Raw genomic sequence first — 17,926 nt, forward strand, 5'->3', positions numbered from 1 at the left:
CATATCTCAACGCTGGTTATGATCCGCTTTACGGTCGCTCATGAGCATGAGGAACGATCTTGACTGGGCCGTGATGGCGAATCCCGCCTCGTAATTGAGCTCGGGTCCCTTTGGATTGTGTGTGTCGACGATGAGCCGCCATTTGCGCCCATACTGCTCGCTTGGCAACGTGAACATGATCGGCTCGTAATGGGCATTGAAAATCAGAATGAAATCATTGTCCACCATGCGGTTGCCGTACCAATCCGTCTCCGGCATTCCGCCGCCGTTGAGGAACACCATGATGGACGAGGCATGCGTATTCGACCAAGCCTCGGCATCCATTATCTTGCCATTATGCTCGAACCATTCCACCTGAGGCACTGCATCCTGCGGCATATCGCTGCTGCGCCCGGTGAAGAAGCGCCGGCGATGCAGCACAGGATGCTCGAGTCGTATATGGATGAGCTTCGTGACGAAGTCCAGCATGTCCTGCTGGTAGTCTTTGAGGTCCCAATGGGTCCAAGACAATTCGTTGTCCTGGCAGTACGCATTGTTGTTGCCCAACTGCGTGCGGCACACCTCGTCGCCGCCGCAGATCATGGGTATGCCTTGCGAAAGCAGCAACGTGGCGAACATGTTGCGCATCTGGCGATGCCTCAATTCGTTCACGTCGCGAATGGTGGTGGGTCCTTCCACACCACAGTTCCAGGAACGGTTGTTGTTCTCGCCGTCACGATTGCCCTCATCGTTGGCTTCGTTGTGCTTCTCGTTATAGCTGACGAGATCGTTCATGGTGAAACCATCGTGCGCCGTGACGAAGTTGATCGAGGCGACGGGCTTTCGGCCGTTCTTCTGATAAAGATCGGAGGAACCCATGAGACGACTGGCGAGCTCGGGCAGCGTGGATGGCTGCGAGCGCCAGAAATCGCGCACACAGTCACGGAAATGACCGTTCCATTCCGACCAATTCGGGGGGAATCCACCCACCTGATATCCACCGGAACCCAGATCCCATGGTTCCGCGATGAGTTTGACCCGTGAGATCACCGGATCCTGCTGTACGATGTCGAAGAATGCGGAGAGCTTGTCGACCTCCTGGAACTGGCGTGCGAGGGTCGCAGCCAAATCGAAGCGGAAGCCGTCGACATGCATCTCCTCCACCCAGTAGCGCAAGGAATCGGTGATGACCTGCAAAGCGTGAGGCGAGCGCATCAGCAGCGAGTTGCCAGTGCCGGTGGTGTCGAAGTAGTGCAACGGGTCGTTGTCGACCAAACGGTAATACGCCTGATTGTCAATGCCCTTGAAGCTGAGCGTTGGCCCCATGTGGTTGCCCTCCGCAGTGTGGTTGTACACCACATCGAGGATTACCTCGATGCCGTTGCGGTGAAACTCCTTGACCATGGCGCGGAATTCGTTCACCTGTTCGCCGCGCTGGCCTTGGCTTGCGTAGGCATTATGCGGCGCGAAGAATCCTATGGTGTTGTATCCCCAGTAGTTGTTCAGGCCTTTCTCCTGAAGGAACGGGTCATTGACGAACTGGTGTATCGGCATGAGCTCTATCGCGTTCACCCTGAGTTTTTTCAGGTATTCGATGACGTTTGGGTGTGCGAGGCCTGCATAGGTGCCTCGGATCTCCGGAGGCACCTGTTTGTTCAGATTGGTCATGCCACGCACATGGGCTTCGTAGATCACGCAATCCGAATATGGGATGTACGGGTGCTGGTCACTGCCCCAATCGAAGAACGGGTTGATCACGGCGGCCTTCATCATATGCGCCGCGGAATCGAGATCGTTCATGTTGTCGGGGTTGTTCGGGTCGTTGAACCAATATGAGAACAGACTTTCGTCACCGTCGATGTTGCCTTCTATGGCCTTCGCGTACGGGTCGAGCAACAGCTTGTTCGGGTTGCACCACTGCCCCTGCTCCGGATTGTACGGCCCGTGGATGCGATAGCCATAGCGTTGCCCTGGCTGGATTCCGGGCAGATACGTATGCCAGACATACGAATTCTGTTCGGTGAGTTCGATGCGGCTTTCGTTGTCCTGATCATCGAACAGGCAGAGTTCCACCCGTTCGGCCACTTGGGAGAAGAGCGCGAAGTTGACGCCGGCGCCATCGTAGCTGGCTCCTAACGGATACATTGAACCTGGTCGTGCTTGCATGTATCCCAGTATGGCACATTCCACGGTGGCACGTGCGATTTTGCTTCTCGGCTATTTAACCTGCAATTCACGTAATCGGCGTATCCGTTCATGCTGAATCGCGATGATCGAGTTCGATGCGGTAACCGGCAACGTGAGCAGATCGTCCCAACCGACCCACGTCGACTCAACATGCTCGTCACCATCGAACTCGGTGTGTGTGGCATGCCAGGCATGCAGATGGAGCACGAAGATATGCGCAAGCTCATCGGTCATGCCCTCCGAGGAGTAGTAATCGCCGACGATATCGAAATGCACGTCACCGTCGGTGTCCGCAACCACACCCGTCTCCTCGCGTAGCTCACGCAACGCGGCGGTATGCGGGTCCTCGTCATGGTCGATCAGCCCAGCGGGGAGCCCGTAGGTGAACCGTCCAATCCCCGCACGGTACTCTCGTTCAATCAGGTAGGTGTCGCGCACGCAATCATGCACGAGCATGACCACACAGGGCGCATGCACCAGCACCTGCCGGCGGATGACAATCTGGTCGCCGTTGTTCCGCGTCAATGCGATTCTACGATCATCGACATGGAATATAGCACCCCTGTACTTGGTCTCACTGTCCAGTACTCGCGCGGGGATGTCCATGTTCACGCCATCTGAACTGCGGTCGAGCATGGCATCGATGATCTCAGATTCCACATTCCGCTCACTGTCGCAGCCCATGGGTCACCTACCGGCTTCTGGCGATGGATCGGGATGGCCGCAGACGCCCGGAAGGACCAGATCCCATGGGTCGGTGCTCGTCGTGTTCCAACGCACGTCGATAATGTCTCCCGTAACTTCCTGCACCATCCGCGGAACGTCTTCGAGCGCATAGTTGAACCACATGCTCTCTATGGCGCTGTGCGGGGTGTTGATGAGTGCGGGGCGCATGTGGGGGCAATCGGACGGCCCTCCCAATCCGATCCCCTCCCTGCGCATGGAGGCTTCGTAGTACGATTCCTGAAGCTCATCGGTGGCAGGGTGGTGGCGTAGGTCGCTGGTCACATACACATCGGCGTGCAATGCATGCACATTCGCGAACATGGAATCGCCGGAACCAGGAAGCACCGCCACCGTGCGAATCGGCATGTCGAGCGGACCAGCCACCTGTATGCCGTATTTCGTGAATGGCAACACCTGAGCCACAAGGGTGGCGAAACGCTCCAATGTCGTCGGCGTACCGAGCCTGCCGAAACGGCCAATGCCCACCGTATGGGAGGAAGTCGGATCGTCAATCGGCACTATCGGCGCCTGATTCTCAAGCCCGAACGCATCAGCGGCTGCTTGCGCAACGCCACGGTAGGCGGCATCGGCATTCGTGTGTCCTACCCACAGCGCGCAGTCGTGCTTGGCAAGCAGGTTGACTATGCGCCCGCGGAATGTGCGGCCTGAAACCTCGTGCACGGCGCGGAAGAACAGCGGGTGGTGCGTCACCAGCATGTCGGCTCCACTCGCGATGGCGTCTTCGACCACTTCCATGGTCGGATCAGCCGCGAACACGATGTTGTTCACCGTATTGCGCAGATCACCCACAATGAGTCCAGGATGGTCCCAATCCTCCGCATATCGCAATGGGTACAGCGTTTCCAGCGCACCCATCACATCGTATACCGTGGCCATATTCACTCCTTATCCCACGCCGCCCAGAACTTGCTCAGTGGGCGGCCTGCTGCCAATCGGACCCCACACCGGTGGACACATCAAGCGGCACGGCGATGTTGACCGCATGCTCCATCGCATCACGCACCAACTCGGTCACACGCTTCTCCTCGCCGGGAGCCAGTTCCACCACGAGTTCATCGTGGATCTGCAGCACGATGCGGCTGTTCAGGTTGCCGTCCCGCAAAGCGCGATCCACGCGGATCATCGCGATCTTCATGATGTCTGCGGCAGTGCCCTGAATCGGGGCGTTCAGTGCACCCCGTTCCGCGGCATCTCGTGCCACCCGGTTGGCCGATGTCAAGGCGGGGAAATAACGCCGTCGACCAAACATCGTTTGCGTATAGCCGGTATTGCGGGCATTGGATACCAGCGACTCCAGATAATCATGCACTTTGCCGAAGGTCTGGAAATACCGCGATCGCAGTGCAGCCGCCTCCTTCGACGGGATGCCCAGCTGCTGCGAGAGCCCATAGGTGCTCAACCCGTAGGCCAGCCCATAGCTCATTGCCTTCACGTGGTTGCGTTGGTCGGGCGTCACCTCGTCGACCGGGATGCCGTACACCATACTGGCCACATACCGGTGGAAGTCCGCCCCTGACTTGAATGCCTTGATGAGCGCCTCGTCGCCCGACAGATCCGCCATGATGCGCAGCTCCACCTGCGAATAGTCGGCGCTGAGCAGGTCTGCGAACCCCTCACCAGGTACGAAGGCTGAGCGGATGTCACGGCCGGTGGCATTGCGGTTCGGAATGTTCTGCAGATTCGGATCCACGGAACTCAGACGTCCCGTTGCGGCGACCGTCTGCGTGAACGTCGTATGAATACGCCCATCGCGCGGATTGATGGCGTCGATGAGCGTCTGCACGATCTGACGCAGCTTGTTCACCTCACGATGCCGCAGCAATGCTCCGAGGAACTCGTTGGGGCGGCTCCCCTCCTCGGAGGTCGCGTACAAGGTGGTGAGCGCCTTGGCATTGGTTGAGTATGAGCCTCTTTTCGTCTTCTTGGTGGGATTGAGCCCCATCTCTTCGAACAGCACCACACCGAGTTGCTTGGGACTTTGCAGATTCACCTCATGGCCGGCAGCCTCATAACAGATCTGTTCCATGCGGTTGGATTCGTCGGTGAACATCTCCAGCAATTCATCGAGACGGGCACGGTCCACGCTGGCTCCGGTGTGCTCCATATGGAACAACGCCACCGAGGTGGGCAATTCGATATCACGCAACAGGCTGTACTGGCAGCGTTGTTCAAGCTGCCGAGCCAACGTTCGGGCCAGCAGGCTCACAATGGCAGCATTACGCACCACCTTTCGGTCACGTTCGGCGCGTTCGTCATCCATTCCGATATCGAGGGTGCCCTGTTCCGTCTCCGTCACCTCCTCGGCGTGCCGATGCAGGAAGTGATCGGCACAATCCTGCAGCGATCCCCCTTGGAAATCCGGGTCTATGAGATATCCGGCAAGATTGGTGTCGAACAGCACCATCGGCAATCGCAGATTCACGGCACCAAGCATGTGCAGATGCTCCTTGTACCCATGGACGCTCAGTGTGGCGGCATAGGTGTCAAGAATACGCTGCAGAGCCATATGGTACTGCTCGTCATGCGGGTCGACCACCACCGCATGACCGTCGGCCATCAACGCCAGTCCCGAGATCGAGGATCGTCCCGGCTTGGGGCTTCCCGATGCGAACAGACTCCAGGAACCTTCCACGGCTTCGACGCATTGCTGGCTTTGCGCGTCATATTCGCCCACCACATCCAATGTGGTTGACGAGATGCTCTTGCCCGAGGCGATGGGACAGTGTTGCTGGGCCCATGCCTCAAGCGACGCGGGGGCGTCGATTTCATCCACCACAGGTTCCTGCACCCTCACTGATTCGGGGGTGTCGAACGACCCATCGTCAAACTCCCCTTCGAACTCGAACCGTTCAGCGTCAGAGGCCTTTTTCGCGACCGGCTGGCCCGGGTCCCCCGCATTGAATGTTTTGAGGAGTTTGCTTCGAATGCGTGCGCCGAAGTTGAGCTGGTTGAACAGCTCCTCCGCCTTGGCGGGATCCACTTTGCCGAAGGTGAGGTCGGCGATGTCAACACCTAGATCCAGATCACGCACCAAGGCGTTCACCTTGCGATTGAGCCTGATCTGTTCAATGCTCTCACGCAGTGCGTCGCCTTTCTTGCCCTTGATCTCGTCGGCATGCTCGATCACACCGTCCAAACCACCGTATTGGTTGATCCACTTGGCGGCGAAACCGTCACCCACACCCGGCACACCCGGTATGTTATCGGCGGTCTCACCGCGCAATGCGGCCAGATCGGGGTATTGGCGCGGGGTGACATGGTATTTGTCCTCCACGGCCTGCGGGGTCATGGCCTTGAGTTCCTTGAAATGATAGCCCGGGTACAGCACCGTGATGTCGTCATCGATGAGCTGGAATGCATCACGATCTCCGGACAGCACATAGGTGCGGTAATCCGCATGCTCCCCCATCGTGGCCAGTGTGGCGATCACATCGTCGCCCTCGTATCCCTGCTTGGTCACATAGGTCACACCGAACGCCTCAAGCATGTCCTGGATGAGCGGAATCTGCGAGATGAGTTCTTCGGGGGCTGCTTCACGTGTGCCTTTGTACTGGGTGAGCATCTTGTTGCGGAAGGTGCCCCCCTTCACGTCGAAGGCCACGCCGAGCAGATCGGGCTTCTGCGATGCGATGACCTGCGAAAGCATCGTGAAGAAGCCGTAGACCGCATTGGTGGCCTGACCGTCTTTGGCCGAGAAATTCTCCGCTGGCAGTGCGTAGAACGCACGGAATGCCAGCGAATGGCCATCAATCACCAGCAACGTTCCCCTGGTGCCCTGTTCATTCGTTTCCATTACCCACCCGTTCCGTTGATTTGTCACCATATGAAAACGTGACGTGCAATGCCTTGCACGTCACGTTGAGCGCCATAGGTCACTCCCCATCGTTCGGCTTGTCGCTGTATTTCTCGATGATGGCCTGTGCAAGGCGTTTCTTCGGAATGCGCTGGTCCATCGAGGTCTTCTGGATCCAACGGAACGCCCCGGATTCCGAGAAGTTCGCTTTATCCATGAGCAACCCCTTGGCACGGTCTATGAGCTTACGTTCCTCGAGCGTCTCCTTGGTCTTGCGCAGTTCCTCCTCGGCGTCCCTCAACTGCTCCTGGGTGGTGCGCAATTCGCTTTCGTTGCGTTCCACGCTGTCAAGCAGATCGTTGATCTCGGCGAAACGGCCCATGGCCACCGCCAAGGCAGGCAGCAGCTTGGATTCCTCATAGGGCTTGGTCACATAGGCCATGGCTCCGGCACCAATGGCCTCCTTCACCAGATCGGCCTGAGAGAATGCCGTGAGCATGACCACAGGGGCCAGATTCTCATCGCAGATCACGCCCGCCGCGGTGATTCCATCCATATGCGGCATCTTGACATCCATGCACACGACATCTGGCCTCTTCTCGCGCGTGAGTTCGATGGCCTCCTCACCATTGGCAGCCTCACCCACCACCTCATATCCGTTGTCTTCGAGCATGGCCACCAGATCCATGCGGTTCACCGACTCGTCTTCGGCCACGACCACGGTGGGATTGCGCTTGGCCTCCTTCTTGGCGACCTGTGCGTCAGCCACCTCGATCGCATCGGCGGCGTTGTCAACCGTTGGTTCCTCGGTGATGCTCTCTTGCTCTTCGTTGGACATACAAGCTCTCCATTCATTATTTCATGCCCGCGCTCCATATACGCATACACATGCGGGCTATGACATATTCCTGTCGGACGTATTCAGTGCTCCAACAGCACAGTGTAGCGCACTTATGCGCTAACATGCGTGTCAGTCTCGTGCCGGAGCCCCATCGTACGGGGAAACACCGATCATATGGTTCGGCGCCATGTACAGGCGCTGGATGGCGATGATGGACTTGGCATCGAGAATCGTGCCGTTGAGCACCAGCTCATAGCACTCCTGCGGGGTGAGGAAGCGAACCTGGGCACGTGCCTCGTTGGCGTACTGTTCCCGTTCGTCGATCGGTTCGAGATCATATGCGAAGTAGAGGGCGGTGTGCTGCGTGGAGTAGCTCGGCGTATTGATGAAGCGGCAGAACTGCGTCATCACCCCCGCCTTGTACCCGACTTCCTCCGCAAGCTTGCGATGCGCCACGTCGATCGGCCTTTCGCCCTTGTCGACCGCATGCCCTGCGGGAATCTCCAATGTCCAACGGTGCACTGGTATGCGGTACTGTTCGATGAGCGGGACCCTGCCGTCTTTCGTCAGTCCTATCACGCCAACTGAATCGCCGTTGTTCTTGTGCAGGATGAGACGTTCGAAATGCCCCACCGTCGGGGAGGTTAACGATACGCGGTCGATGTTGAAGTAGTGGCCGCCGACTATGGTTTCGCGCGCCTCCTCTTGGATGGGGGTACTGCGCCATGGATCGAAGCGACGATAGGTTTGCTTGCTCATGCCAGTCCTTTCTGGTTGTCTGCGGCTCATCTGTCTGTTTCCCATTGTATACAGCACGAACCGCGATGTTCCGTTAACAGCGGATAACATGCGATGAAAAAGGCTCGCCATGAATGTTCACGGCGAGCCTGTCGGTGCCCCCGGTGGGACTCGAACCCACACTGTACAGATTTTGAGGCTGTCTCCTCTACCAATTGGGATACAGGGGCGAAAGCAACCTATGTGAATATAGCACATACCTCGGCTTTTGCCAATTCAGACACTCCGAGATGACAACATGGGGTGTGCATCCGCGGATGCACACCCCATGAGCGTCCTGCCCGTCATGCGCTTAGGACGCTGACGGGTATATGCGATCAGTCGCAGGCACCCACGGTGTGAACGTAGATCGAATCGGTGCGGCCGGGCAGATGCTCACCCTGGGCGGAGCTCAGCACAACGATCTTGTCGCCATTGGCGACCTTGCCGTTCTTGCGCAGCACCTCGTCGGTGAAGGTCATCAGATCCTTGCGGGACATGTCGTGGTAATCCTCATCGAGCTTGATGCCCTCGGTGCCCCAGCTCAGCGCGAGCCAGTGGTAGGTGTGCTCGTTGGTCGTCAGGCCGTAGATCGGGGTGGCCGGGCGCTCACGGGAGACGCGGTGCACGGTGGAACCGGTCTGCGTGTAGGCGACGATGGCCTTGGCATTGAGCTTCTCTGCCAGATCAGCGGCTGCGGACGACACTGCGCCGGTGCTCGACATGTCGAGATCCTTGAGGTGAGGGATGCGATCGAAGCCGTGCTCGGTGGCATAGCCGGAGATGCGGGCCATCGTCTTGACGGTCTCGACCGGATACTCGCCGACGGCGGTCTCGTTGGAGGTCATCGTCGCATCGGCGCCGTCAAGCACGGCATTGGCGCAATCGGAGGCCTCTGCACGCGACGGAACCGGCGAATGCACCATGGAGCCGAGAACCTCGGTCGCCACGATGACCGGCTTGGCGTACTGGCGGGACAGCTCGATGCAGCGCTTGGTGACCAGCGGCACCTCTTCGAACGGCATTTCCACAGCCATGTCACCACGGGCGACCATGATGCCGTCGAACACTTTGACGATATCCTCGAGGTTCTCCACGGCCTGCGGCTTTTCGATCTTGGCCACGATCGGGATGCGGCGCCCTTCTTCGTCCATGATCTCATGGGCGCGGTCGATGTCGGTCGCGAAACGCACGAACGACATGGCGATGATGTCAGCGCCGGTCTGGATGGCCCAACGCAGGTCGTTCTCATCCTTCTCGGTCAGCGCAGGCAGCGACACCGCGACACCCGGGAGGTTGATGCCCTTGTGGCTCGAGACCGGGCCGGCGACAACGACCTTGGTGTGCACGTTGTTTCCTTCGACCTTGGTCACCTCGAGACGGACCTTGCCATCGTCGATGAGGATCGGGTCCCCCGGATGGCAATCGCCCGGCAGGCCCTTGAACGTCGTGGAGGTGATGTGTTCATCGCCTTCGACGTCATCGGTCGTGATGATGAACTCCTGGCCTTCCTTGAGCTGCACCTTGTCTTCGCCTTCGGCGTTCTTCTTGAACCAGCCGCAGCGGATCTTGGGACCCTGCAGATCGACGAGGACCGCCACGTTGCGGCCGGTGGTCTTGGATGCTTCGCGCACGTTGTTGTACACGCGCAGATGGTCTTCCGGAGTGCCGTGCGAGCGGTTGAGACGGGCCACGTCCATCCCCGCTTCGACGAGCGCGGTGAGGTTTTCGAGAGATTCAGTAGCTGGACCGATGGTATCTACGATCTTTGCTTTACGCATGAATGCCTACCTATTCTTTGACGGTTGTGCTCCTTGGAGAGCACATTCAACATTGCTCTAGCTTACTCCTTTTTCGCTTTAGCCTGTCGCAAATAGCGAAGAAGTCTGTGAGCGCTCACAACCATTGTGCCGCAAGTACACACCATATGGCTCTCCGGCATGTCGCCTCAGGGGCGCTCCTGCGAATCCGAAGGTGCCGCGGCCTGCTTCGCGTCGATCGACTTCATCTTGATGACACTGGCTAATGCCGAACCGCCAATGCAGACGATGATGACAACCAGCGAAAGCCACGTGGGCACTTCCGGCACCATGCCCAACGGTTGGCCATGGTTGATGAACGGAAGCGTGTTGCCGTGCAACGCCTCGAGAATGAGTTTGACACCAATGAACCCGAGGACAAGCGACAGGCCGACCGGCAGATACACGAGCTTGTCGAGCAGGCGGCCCAGCAGGAAGTACAGCTGCTGAAGGCCGAGCAATGCGAACACATTGGAGGTGAACACGATGAACGGATCCTTGGTGAGACCGAATATCGCCGGAATCGAGTCGAAAGCGAACATGACGTCGGTGGTGCCGATCGTGATGAACACGATGAGCATGGGGGTCCAATACTTCCTGCCGTCGATGGTGGTGCGCAGCCTCTCGCCGTCGTATTCATTCGTGATATGGGAGAATCGCCGCATGAGGCGAATCAGTCCGTTCTCATGGAACTCCTCATCGTCGTCCTCCCCTATCGCCACTTTGACGGCCGTATAGATGAGGAAGGCGCCGAAAATGAAGAACACCCAGGTGAAACGCGAGACCAGAGCGGCACCGATGAGAATAAACAGCCCGCGAAGCACCAATGCAATCGTTATGCCAACCGAGAGAACGAACTTCTGCAGTTTCTTCGGCACCGCGAAGTTCGACATGATGATGACGAACACGAAGAGGTTGTCGATGCTGAGTGAATACTCGGTGAGCCAGCCCGAATAGAACTCAACGGCCGGCTTGGCCCCGGCCACCCACCATATCAATCCGCCGAAGACGAGCGCCATGGCGACGAAGAACGCAATGTGCTGCACGCATTCCTTGGTCGACGGTACATGAGGCCTGCGCCCCAGGACGAAGAGATCCACGACGAAGAAGACGACCAGCACGACATAGGTGCCGATCATGAACGAGATAGGTGTTTCTGCCATACAGGCCAGCTTAACGCAAGCCGTCCGAAATGGGCTGTCTACTGCTGCGCCTGTGTCATGGCCCGCAGCTCCTTCTTGAGGTCGCGAATCTCGTCACGCAAGCGCGCCGCCAGTTCGAATTGCAGCTGTTCGGCCGCGGTATGCATCTGATCGGAAAGCTGGCGAATAAGGTCTGCGAGATCCTGTGCGGGAAGGCCGGCCTTGAGAATCTCCTCATGGCGCCTGTCGGCTTCCTCGGGCGTCGTGTTCGGCAATCCAAGATGCGAGTTACCTGCCTTGCCGGAGTTGCGGTAGCCGCCCTCGAGCAGTTCCTGCGTGTCCACGTCCTCCTTGGCGAGCATGTCGTTGACGTCGCTGATCTTCTTGATGAGCGGCTTGGGGTCGATGTGATGCTCCTCGTTGTATGCCATCTGGATCTCACGACGACGATTGGTCTCCTCGATCGCCTTGCTCATCGAATCCGTCATCTCATCGGCATACATGATCACCGTACCGCTCACATTGCGTGCAGCACGTCCAATGGTCTGGATGAGCGATCGGTACGAGCGCAGGAAGCCTTCCTTGTCGGCGTCGAGGATCGCCACGAGCGACACCTCCGGCAGATCCAGGCCTTCACGCAGCAGATTGATGCCCACGATGACGTCGATCTTGCCCTCACGCAGTTCGCGCAGCAGTTCAACGCGTCGCAGCGTGTCGACGTCGGAGTGTAGGTATTCCACCTTGATGCCGCGTTCCAGCAGGTAATCGGTGAGATCCTCGGCCATCTTCTTCGTCATCGTCGTGACGAGCGTGCGCTCCCCCGCGGCCACACGATCTTTGATTTCGGCGAGCAGATCGTCGATCTGTCCCTCCACCGGGCGCACTTCGATCTTGGGATCGAGCAAGCCTGTGGGTCGTATGATCTGTTCGACCACGCCATCCGAAAGCCCCAGCTCGTAATCTCCCGGTGTTGCCGACAGATAGACGGTCTGGCCCACCCGATCGAGGAATTCCGGCCATTTGAGCGGACGGTTGTCCATTGCCGAGGGAAGTCGGAACCCATGCTCCACCAGCGTGCGTTTGCGGCTGGCGTCGCCCTCGTACATAGCGCCGATCTGGGGGACGGTCACGTGTGATTCGTCGATGACCAGCAGGAAATCGTCGGGGAAGAAGTCGAGCAATGTGTGCGGTGGCGTGCCGGCCGCACGCCCATCGAAGTGACGTGAATAGTTCTCCACACCTGAGCACACCCCCACTTGCGAGAGCATCTCCAGATCGTACGTCGTACGCATGCTCAGACGTTGCGCCTCAAGCTCCTTGCCCTGCTTGCGCAGCTCGGCCACACGCTCGTCGAGTTCCCGCTGGATCGAATCCAACGCCTTCGCCATGCGTTCGGGACCGGCAACGTAGTGCGAAGCCGGGAAGATGTGCACGTCACTGACCTGCTCGATCACGTCGCCGGTGAGCGGGTGCAGTGTGGAGATGCGGTCGATCTCGTCGCCGAAGAACTCGATGCGTATGGCCAGCTCCTCATACACCGGGATGATCTCCACCGTGTCGCCCCGCACGCGGAAGGTGCCGCGCGTGAATGCGATGTCGTTGCGCTTGTACTGCATGTCGACGAAGGTGCGCAGCAGATCGTCGCGATCAATCTGGTCTCCCTCGTGTAGAAAGAGCATGCGACCGGCGTATTCCTCAGGCGTGCCCAAACCGTATATGCAGGAGACGGTGGCCACAACCACGCAGTCGCGACGTGTGAGCAGATTCGCGGTCGCGGCATGGCGCAGGCGCTCCACGTCGTCGTTGATGTTCGAATCCTTCTCGATGTATGTGTCGGTCTGCGGGATGTAGGCCTCGGGCTGGTAGTAGTCATAGTACGAGACGAAGTAGCTCACCGCGTTGTCCGGCATCAGCTCGCGGAATTCGGCGCACAGTTGGGCGGCGAGCGTCTTGTTCGGTTCGATGATGAGCGTGGGCCGCTGCAGCCGTTCGATGAGCCACGCGGTGGTGGCGGTCTTGCCGGTGCCGGTGGCGCCCATCAATACTACGTCGTTCTCGCCGTTCTCGATGCGAGTGGCCAGTTCCTCTATGGCCTTCGGCTGGTCTCCGGAGGGCTGGTACGGCGACTTGACAACAAACGGCTTGTTCGTGCGCTCGATGTTGAATCCCATGGCGATCCTTACTCCTCGGCGAACCATTGTCCGACAAGGCTATCAACATATTCGAACGTCTGTTCTATCGGCTGTGTCGCGTCGATGACAACGTCGGCATACCGCAGCCGGGAGGCCTCGTCTCCCTGTACATACACGCGGATGTGCGCCTGCTCCTCGGTCATGCCCCGCGTCTCGACAAGCCTGCGGACACGCAGATCCTCCGGTGCCATGACGCACGCTATGGCGTCGAACACGAATGGAATCGTGTCCATGACCTCGCCGAGTAACGGGATATCGTGGACGATGACATGCTTGCGGCCGTCGCCGACCAAACTTCGCTCCCTATTGCGAGCGAGCTCGTACACCAGTGGATGCATGATGCCGTTGAGTGTTTCGGTGGCGTTATCCGGGGCCCCTTCTCCGAACACATGCCGGGACAGGATCCGTCGGTCGACGCCTCCGCGCCCGTTCAGAATGCCAGGGCCGAATGCCTTGACCAGAGGATCGATCGCCGGGGAACATGGCTCCTGCAGGATGTGCGCAAGATGGTCATAGTCGATCACATCGGCGCCGTCTTCGGCCATTCTGGTGGCCACAGTGCTTTTGCCCGCTGCTATGCCACCGGTCAGCGCGATGCGCATGCATCGCCACCCGTTGACGGTCTGCATGATGCCTCCTTTTCACATGCATGGGATATGTACCGGGCATATACGGAGGGAGGCGCCATGCGCGTGTGCACATGACGCCTCCCGAATCGAAGCGGAACAGCTTCAGCGGCTCACTTCTTCTCGCTCAGCAGCTGCTCGCGAAGAGCGGCCAGCTGGTCGGAATCGGCGAGGGTGCCGTTGGATTCGGACTCGGAGGAGTAGTTCGAAGTCTCTTCGACCTTCTCTTCCTTGGCAGGAGCCTGACCGTCCTCCTGAGCGGAGGCCTCGGCGTTCTCGAGCTCCTTGCGCACGAATTCCTTGTGCAGCTCCCACAGACCGTGAGCAGAGGCGTACTGGGCCTCCCATTCCTCACGCTGCTTCTCGTAGCCCGGAATCCACTCGTTGGTGTTCGGGTCGAAGCCCTCCGGGTACTTGTAGTTGCCATCCTCGTCGTACTCGGCCGGCATGCCGTAGAGCGCCGGATCGAAATCCTCGGAGTTCGGGTCGACAGAGTCGTTGGCCTGCTTGAGCGACAGGGAGATGCGACGACGGTCCAGATCGACGTCGATCACCTTGACGAAGACCTCTTCGCCCGGCTTGACAACGGTCTCCGGATTTTCGACGTGACGGTTGGCGAGCTCGGAGATGTGCACCAGGCCCTCGATGCCGTCCTCGACGGAGATGAACACACCGAACTGGACAATCTTCGTGACCTTGCCACGCACGATCTGACCCGGAACGTGGGTGCGTGCGAAGCGCTGCCACGGATCCTCCTGAGTTGCCTTGAGCGACAGCGAGATGCGCTCGCGGTCCAGATCGACGTCGAGCACCTCGACGGTGACCTTGTCGCCGACCTTGACGACCTCGGACGGGTGGTCAATGTGCTTCCAGGAGAGCTCGGAGACGTGGATGAGGCCGTCGACGCCGCCAAGATCGACGAATGCGCCGAAGTTGACGATGGACGAGACGACGCCTTCGCGAATCTGGCCCTTCTTGAGCTGCGAGAGGAAGGTCTCGCGAACCTCGGACTGGGTCTCCTCGAGGTACTGACGACGGGACAGAACCACATTGTTGCGGTTCTTGTCGAGCTCGAGCACCTTGGCCTTGATCTTCTGGCCGATGTACGGCGAGAGATCGCGCACGCGGCGCATCTCGACAAGGGAGGCCGGAAGGAAGCCGCGCAGGCCGATGTCGACGATCAGGCCGCCCTTGACGGCCTCGATGACGGTGCCCTCGACGACGCCGTCGTTTTCCTTGATCTTCTCGATGTCGCCCCAGGCGCGCTCGTACTGGGCGCGCTTCTTGGACAGGATGAGACGCCCTTCCTTGTCTTCCTTCGTGACGACAAGGGCTTCGATGGTGTCGCCGACCTTGACGACATCATCCGGATCGACGTCCTTCTTGATGGAAAGTTCGCGGGAAGGAATTACACCTTCGGTCTTGTAGCCGATGTCCAGGAGAACCTCGTCGTGATCGACCTTGACGACGGTGCCCTCTACCAGATCACCATCGTCGAAGTTCTTGATGGTGGAATCGACTGCCTTGATGAAGTCGTCAACGGTGCCGATGTCGTTGATGGCGACCTTTTCGACTTCTGCTTTGTTTTCTGCCATTAATGTGGTTTCTTCGAATAGTTGGGTGGATAATATCGATATTCAGTTATTCAGGCATATGCTCGACGGCTGGATACACCAAGCCCCAAACACATGCAGACTCAATTATAGGCGAAGCACTAGCCAAAACGCGCTTTTCCGCCGGCGTGTCGCGTTCCCCGAGCGAATGGCTCACGAATCTTCACGAATACCGGCCATGCGCTCAGCCTGTTCCACAACGTTGGCGAGCAGCATGGCACGCGTCATGGGCCCCACCCCTCCCGGATTCGGGGAATACGCGCCGGCAACGGCATGAGCCTCGGAATCGACGTCTCCGACTATGCGCATTCTGCCGGCCTGTTCATCGAATACCCGCGATACACCGACATCGATGAGCACCGCCCCCGGCTTGACGTGCTCCACCTGGACGAACCCTGCGACACCAACCGCGGCAATGACAACGTCCGCGCGGCGAATGTGCTCCTCGATGTTGCGGGTGCCCGTGTGACAGAGCGTCACCGTGGCATTGACACCGCTCCTCGTGAGCATCAGGCCAATGGTGCGACCGATGGTTATGCCGCGCCCGAGCACGCATACGTTCCTGCCCGCCAGTTCTATGCCGTAGGCGTCGAGGAGGGCGAGCACCCCGCGGGGGGTGCAGGGCAACGGCGTGGTGATGTCACCTCGAACATGAAGCACCAGTTCCCCGAGATTGTAGGGGTGCATACCATCGGCGTCCTTGGTCGGATCGATGGCGCCGATGATGGCGTTCGAATCGATGTGGGCAGGCAAAGGCAGCTGGATGATGTAACCGGTGCATGCCGGATCCTCATTGAGATCGCGCACGACGGCAAGCACGTCTTCCGTCGTCGCGGTCGCCGGAAGCTGCCTGCGTATCGAGGCGATTCCCACCTCCTCGCAATCCCTGTGCTTGCCCTCCACATACTTCATGGAACCCGGATCGTCACCGACCAGCACAGTGCCCAGACCAGGCACCATACCCATCCTCGCCAACCCGGCCACACGCGAGGCGAGGTCGGCTTTGATCTGGCCGGCCACCTTCTTTCCGTCTAATACGATTGCCATATGAATGTCCCTTTCGCATTCGGTGGAGTCTTTCCTCGGCCATGTCCCGACCTATTATTGCAGAAGAAACGAGGAATCGACATCAAGCACCCATATTAAGGAACGTCATGCGTACACTCGGCAACGGACTCCACGCCATCGCCGCCATCTTGGCTGGCATCGCACTGATTCTGGGCACCAGCGCCTGCAGCTGGTTCGGTTCCCGGCAGACGAACGAGCCAACGCCAAACGGCTCCACTACCCCCGCCTCGAAAATCACCGTCGTCGCCACACTGAACCAATGGGGGTCATTGGCGAAGCAGATTGGCGGCAATCAGGTGGAAGTCTCGTCGATCCTCCCCCCCGACACCACCAACGCACATTCTTTCGAGCCGAATGCCAAACAGGTTACCCAGATGCGCAAGGCCCAAGTGCTGCTGACCAACGGCGCAGGATACGACACTTGGGCCGACCGTTCACTTCCCCGGAACGTGACACGGGTGTCCGTGGCCGACACAGTGGGTGCATTGGATGGCGACAACCCACACCTGTGGTTCTCACGTGACGCCCGACAGGCCGTGGCCAGGGAATTGACAGAGGTGTTCAGCAGGCTCCTCCCTGAGCACAAGGCATACTTCGAAAGCAATCTGAAAACATGGCAGAGCGACGAGGACGAGCTTGAATCACAGATGAGGGAACGCAGCAAGTCGCTCAAAGATCCCACCTATGCCGCCACGGAAGATGTCGCGTATTATCTGATGAGCGACTTGGGATTCAGGGACGTCACGCCGAAGGGCTATGCCAAGGCCATGCTCGACGGCACCGAGCCCGACGAGAAGGATATCAAGGCGTTCAGCGACTTGCTGCAAGGCAGGCAAACCAATCTGCTGATTAACAACCCACAGCAAAGTGCGCAAACCGACGCCACGCTCACCCAGGCCGCGCACAAGGCGAGCATCCCGGTGATCGACATCACCGAGCAGATGCCCAAGGATTGCAAAGACCTCACCTCTTGGATCGACACTCTGAGCGAATCGATCATCTCCAAAGTCTCTCAGGAACAGGAACACGAGGCCGCATCATCACCCTCTCCGAGCGTCGGCACACAGCAGGAGACTCCTGCCACGAAGTAGGCAATACCATGCACCTGTCTCCATCAATCAGCTGCCCTCTTATTGAGAATGATTGTCAATACTGATTGGAA

The 17,926-nt window shown here is 58.8% G+C and carries 13 protein-coding genes and 1 tRNA gene; 1 reads left to right on the forward strand and 13 read right to left on the reverse strand.

Features of this window, described 5'->3' with window-relative positions; genetic code table 11:
- Positions 1 to 6: 6 nt before the first annotated feature.
- The 13 genes from glgX to OGI63_RS09535 all read right to left on the reverse strand — a co-directional run bounded on the left by glgX (position 7) and on the right by OGI63_RS09535 (position 16,743).
- Positions 7 to 2,124 (reverse strand): glycogen debranching protein GlgX, encoded by a 2,118-nt coding sequence (glgX, locus tag OGI63_RS09475; RefSeq protein ID WP_004217761.1) that lies wholly within the window; start codon positions 2,122 to 2,124, stop codon positions 7 to 9.
- A 72-nt stretch (positions 2,125 to 2,196) separates the two neighbouring features.
- Positions 2,197 to 2,850, reverse strand: coding sequence for an NUDIX hydrolase (locus OGI63_RS09480; RefSeq protein ID WP_004217760.1), 654 nt, complete (start codon positions 2,848 to 2,850; stop codon positions 2,197 to 2,199).
- A 3-nt stretch (positions 2,851 to 2,853) separates the two neighbouring features.
- Positions 2,854 to 3,789, reverse strand: coding sequence for a Nif3-like dinuclear metal center hexameric protein (locus tag OGI63_RS09485; protein WP_004217759.1), 936 nt, complete (start codon positions 3,787 to 3,789; stop codon positions 2,854 to 2,856).
- 34 nt (positions 3,790 to 3,823) lie between these two features.
- The gene (polA, locus tag OGI63_RS09490; protein WP_004217758.1) at positions 3,824 to 6,706 is read right to left on the reverse strand and encodes a DNA polymerase I; all 2,883 of its coding nucleotides are present in this window, start codon (positions 6,704 to 6,706) and stop codon (positions 3,824 to 3,826) included.
- Between the two features lie 79 nt (positions 6,707 to 6,785).
- A complete protein-coding gene (locus tag OGI63_RS09495; RefSeq protein ID WP_004217756.1) occupies positions 6,786 to 7,544 on the reverse strand; it encodes an ANTAR domain-containing response regulator in 759 nt (252 codons plus the stop codon).
- A 132-nt stretch (positions 7,545 to 7,676) separates the two neighbouring features.
- Positions 7,677 to 8,306 (reverse strand): NUDIX domain-containing protein, encoded by a 630-nt coding sequence (locus tag OGI63_RS09500; RefSeq protein ID WP_004217753.1) that lies wholly within the window; start codon positions 8,304 to 8,306, stop codon positions 7,677 to 7,679.
- A 135-nt stretch (positions 8,307 to 8,441) separates the two neighbouring features.
- A tRNA-Leu gene (locus OGI63_RS09505) sits at positions 8,442 to 8,515 on the reverse strand.
- Between the two features lie 147 nt (positions 8,516 to 8,662).
- Positions 8,663 to 10,105: a pyruvate kinase gene (pyk, locus tag OGI63_RS09510; protein ID WP_004269104.1), complete on the reverse strand. Its 1,443-nt coding sequence runs from the start codon at positions 10,103 to 10,105 to the stop codon at positions 8,663 to 8,665.
- Between the two features lie 167 nt (positions 10,106 to 10,272).
- On the reverse strand, positions 10,273 to 11,286 hold the full coding sequence (locus OGI63_RS09515) for a TerC family protein (RefSeq protein ID WP_014482953.1): 1,014 nt from the start codon (positions 11,284 to 11,286) through the stop codon (positions 10,273 to 10,275).
- A gap of 38 nt (positions 11,287 to 11,324) precedes the next feature.
- Positions 11,325 to 13,436: an excinuclease ABC subunit UvrB gene (gene uvrB, locus OGI63_RS09520; RefSeq protein ID WP_004217749.1), complete on the reverse strand. Its 2,112-nt coding sequence runs from the start codon at positions 13,434 to 13,436 to the stop codon at positions 11,325 to 11,327.
- Positions 13,437 to 13,444: 8 nt separating this feature from the next.
- Complete coding sequence (gene coaE, locus OGI63_RS09525) at positions 13,445 to 14,086, reverse strand: dephospho-CoA kinase (protein ID WP_004217748.1); 642 nt, start codon at positions 14,084 to 14,086, stop codon at positions 13,445 to 13,447.
- A gap of 110 nt (positions 14,087 to 14,196) precedes the next feature.
- Positions 14,197 to 15,678: a 30S ribosomal protein S1 gene (gene rpsA / locus OGI63_RS09530; RefSeq protein ID WP_004217746.1), complete on the reverse strand. Its 1,482-nt coding sequence runs from the start codon at positions 15,676 to 15,678 to the stop codon at positions 14,197 to 14,199.
- A gap of 171 nt (positions 15,679 to 15,849) precedes the next feature.
- Entirely contained in the window at positions 15,850 to 16,743 is an 894-nt protein-coding gene (locus tag OGI63_RS09535; protein ID WP_004217745.1) for a bifunctional methylenetetrahydrofolate dehydrogenase/methenyltetrahydrofolate cyclohydrolase, read from the reverse strand.
- Positions 16,744 to 16,850: 107 nt separating this feature from the next.
- On the opposite strand from OGI63_RS09535, the gene OGI63_RS09540 reads away from it, so the two are divergent.
- Complete coding sequence (locus OGI63_RS09540) at positions 16,851 to 17,855, forward strand: metal ABC transporter solute-binding protein, Zn/Mn family (RefSeq protein ID WP_004217744.1); 1,005 nt, start codon at positions 16,851 to 16,853, stop codon at positions 17,853 to 17,855.
- Positions 17,856 to 17,926 lie beyond the last annotated feature (71 nt).

The sequence above is a fragment of the Bifidobacterium sp. KRGSERBCFTRI genome (genome assembly GCF_025908335.1).

Excerpts from the sequence above, each read along its gene's own strand:
- OGI63_RS09535 (WP_004217745.1), bottom strand. The coding sequence starts at position 16,743 with ATGGCAATCGTATTAGACGGAAAGAAGGTGGCCGGCCAGATCAAAGCC.
- OGI63_RS09500 (WP_004217753.1), bottom strand. The coding sequence starts at position 8,306 with ATGAGCAAGCAAACCTATCGTCGCTTCGATCCATGGCGCAGTACCCCC.
- pyk (WP_004269104.1), bottom strand. The coding sequence starts at position 10,105 with ATGCGTAAAGCAAAGATCGTAGATACCATCGGTCCAGCTACTGAATCT.
- polA (WP_004217758.1), bottom strand. The coding sequence starts at position 6,706 with ATGGAAACGAATGAACAGGGCACCAGGGGAACGTTGCTGGTGATTGAT.
- coaE (WP_004217748.1), bottom strand. The coding sequence starts at position 14,086 with ATGCAGACCGTCAACGGGTGGCGATGCATGCGCATCGCGCTGACCGGT.
- rpsA (WP_004217746.1), bottom strand. The coding sequence starts at position 15,678 with ATGGCAGAAAACAAAGCAGAAGTCGAAAAGGTCGCCATCAACGACATC.
- OGI63_RS09485 (WP_004217759.1), bottom strand. The coding sequence starts at position 3,789 with ATGGCCACGGTATACGATGTGATGGGTGCGCTGGAAACGCTGTACCCA.
- OGI63_RS09515 (WP_014482953.1), bottom strand. The coding sequence starts at position 11,286 with ATGGCAGAAACACCTATCTCGTTCATGATCGGCACCTATGTCGTGCTG.
- uvrB (WP_004217749.1), bottom strand. The coding sequence starts at position 13,436 with ATGGGATTCAACATCGAGCGCACGAACAAGCCGTTTGTTGTCAAGTCG.
- OGI63_RS09540 (WP_004217744.1), top strand. The coding sequence starts at position 16,851 with ATGCGTACACTCGGCAACGGACTCCACGCCATCGCCGCCATCTTGGCT.
- OGI63_RS09480 (WP_004217760.1), bottom strand. The coding sequence starts at position 2,850 with ATGGGCTGCGACAGTGAGCGGAATGTGGAATCTGAGATCATCGATGCC.
- glgX (WP_004217761.1), bottom strand. The coding sequence starts at position 2,124 with ATGTATCCGTTAGGAGCCAGCTACGATGGCGCCGGCGTCAACTTCGCG.
- OGI63_RS09495 (WP_004217756.1), bottom strand. The coding sequence starts at position 7,544 with ATGTCCAACGAAGAGCAAGAGAGCATCACCGAGGAACCAACGGTTGAC.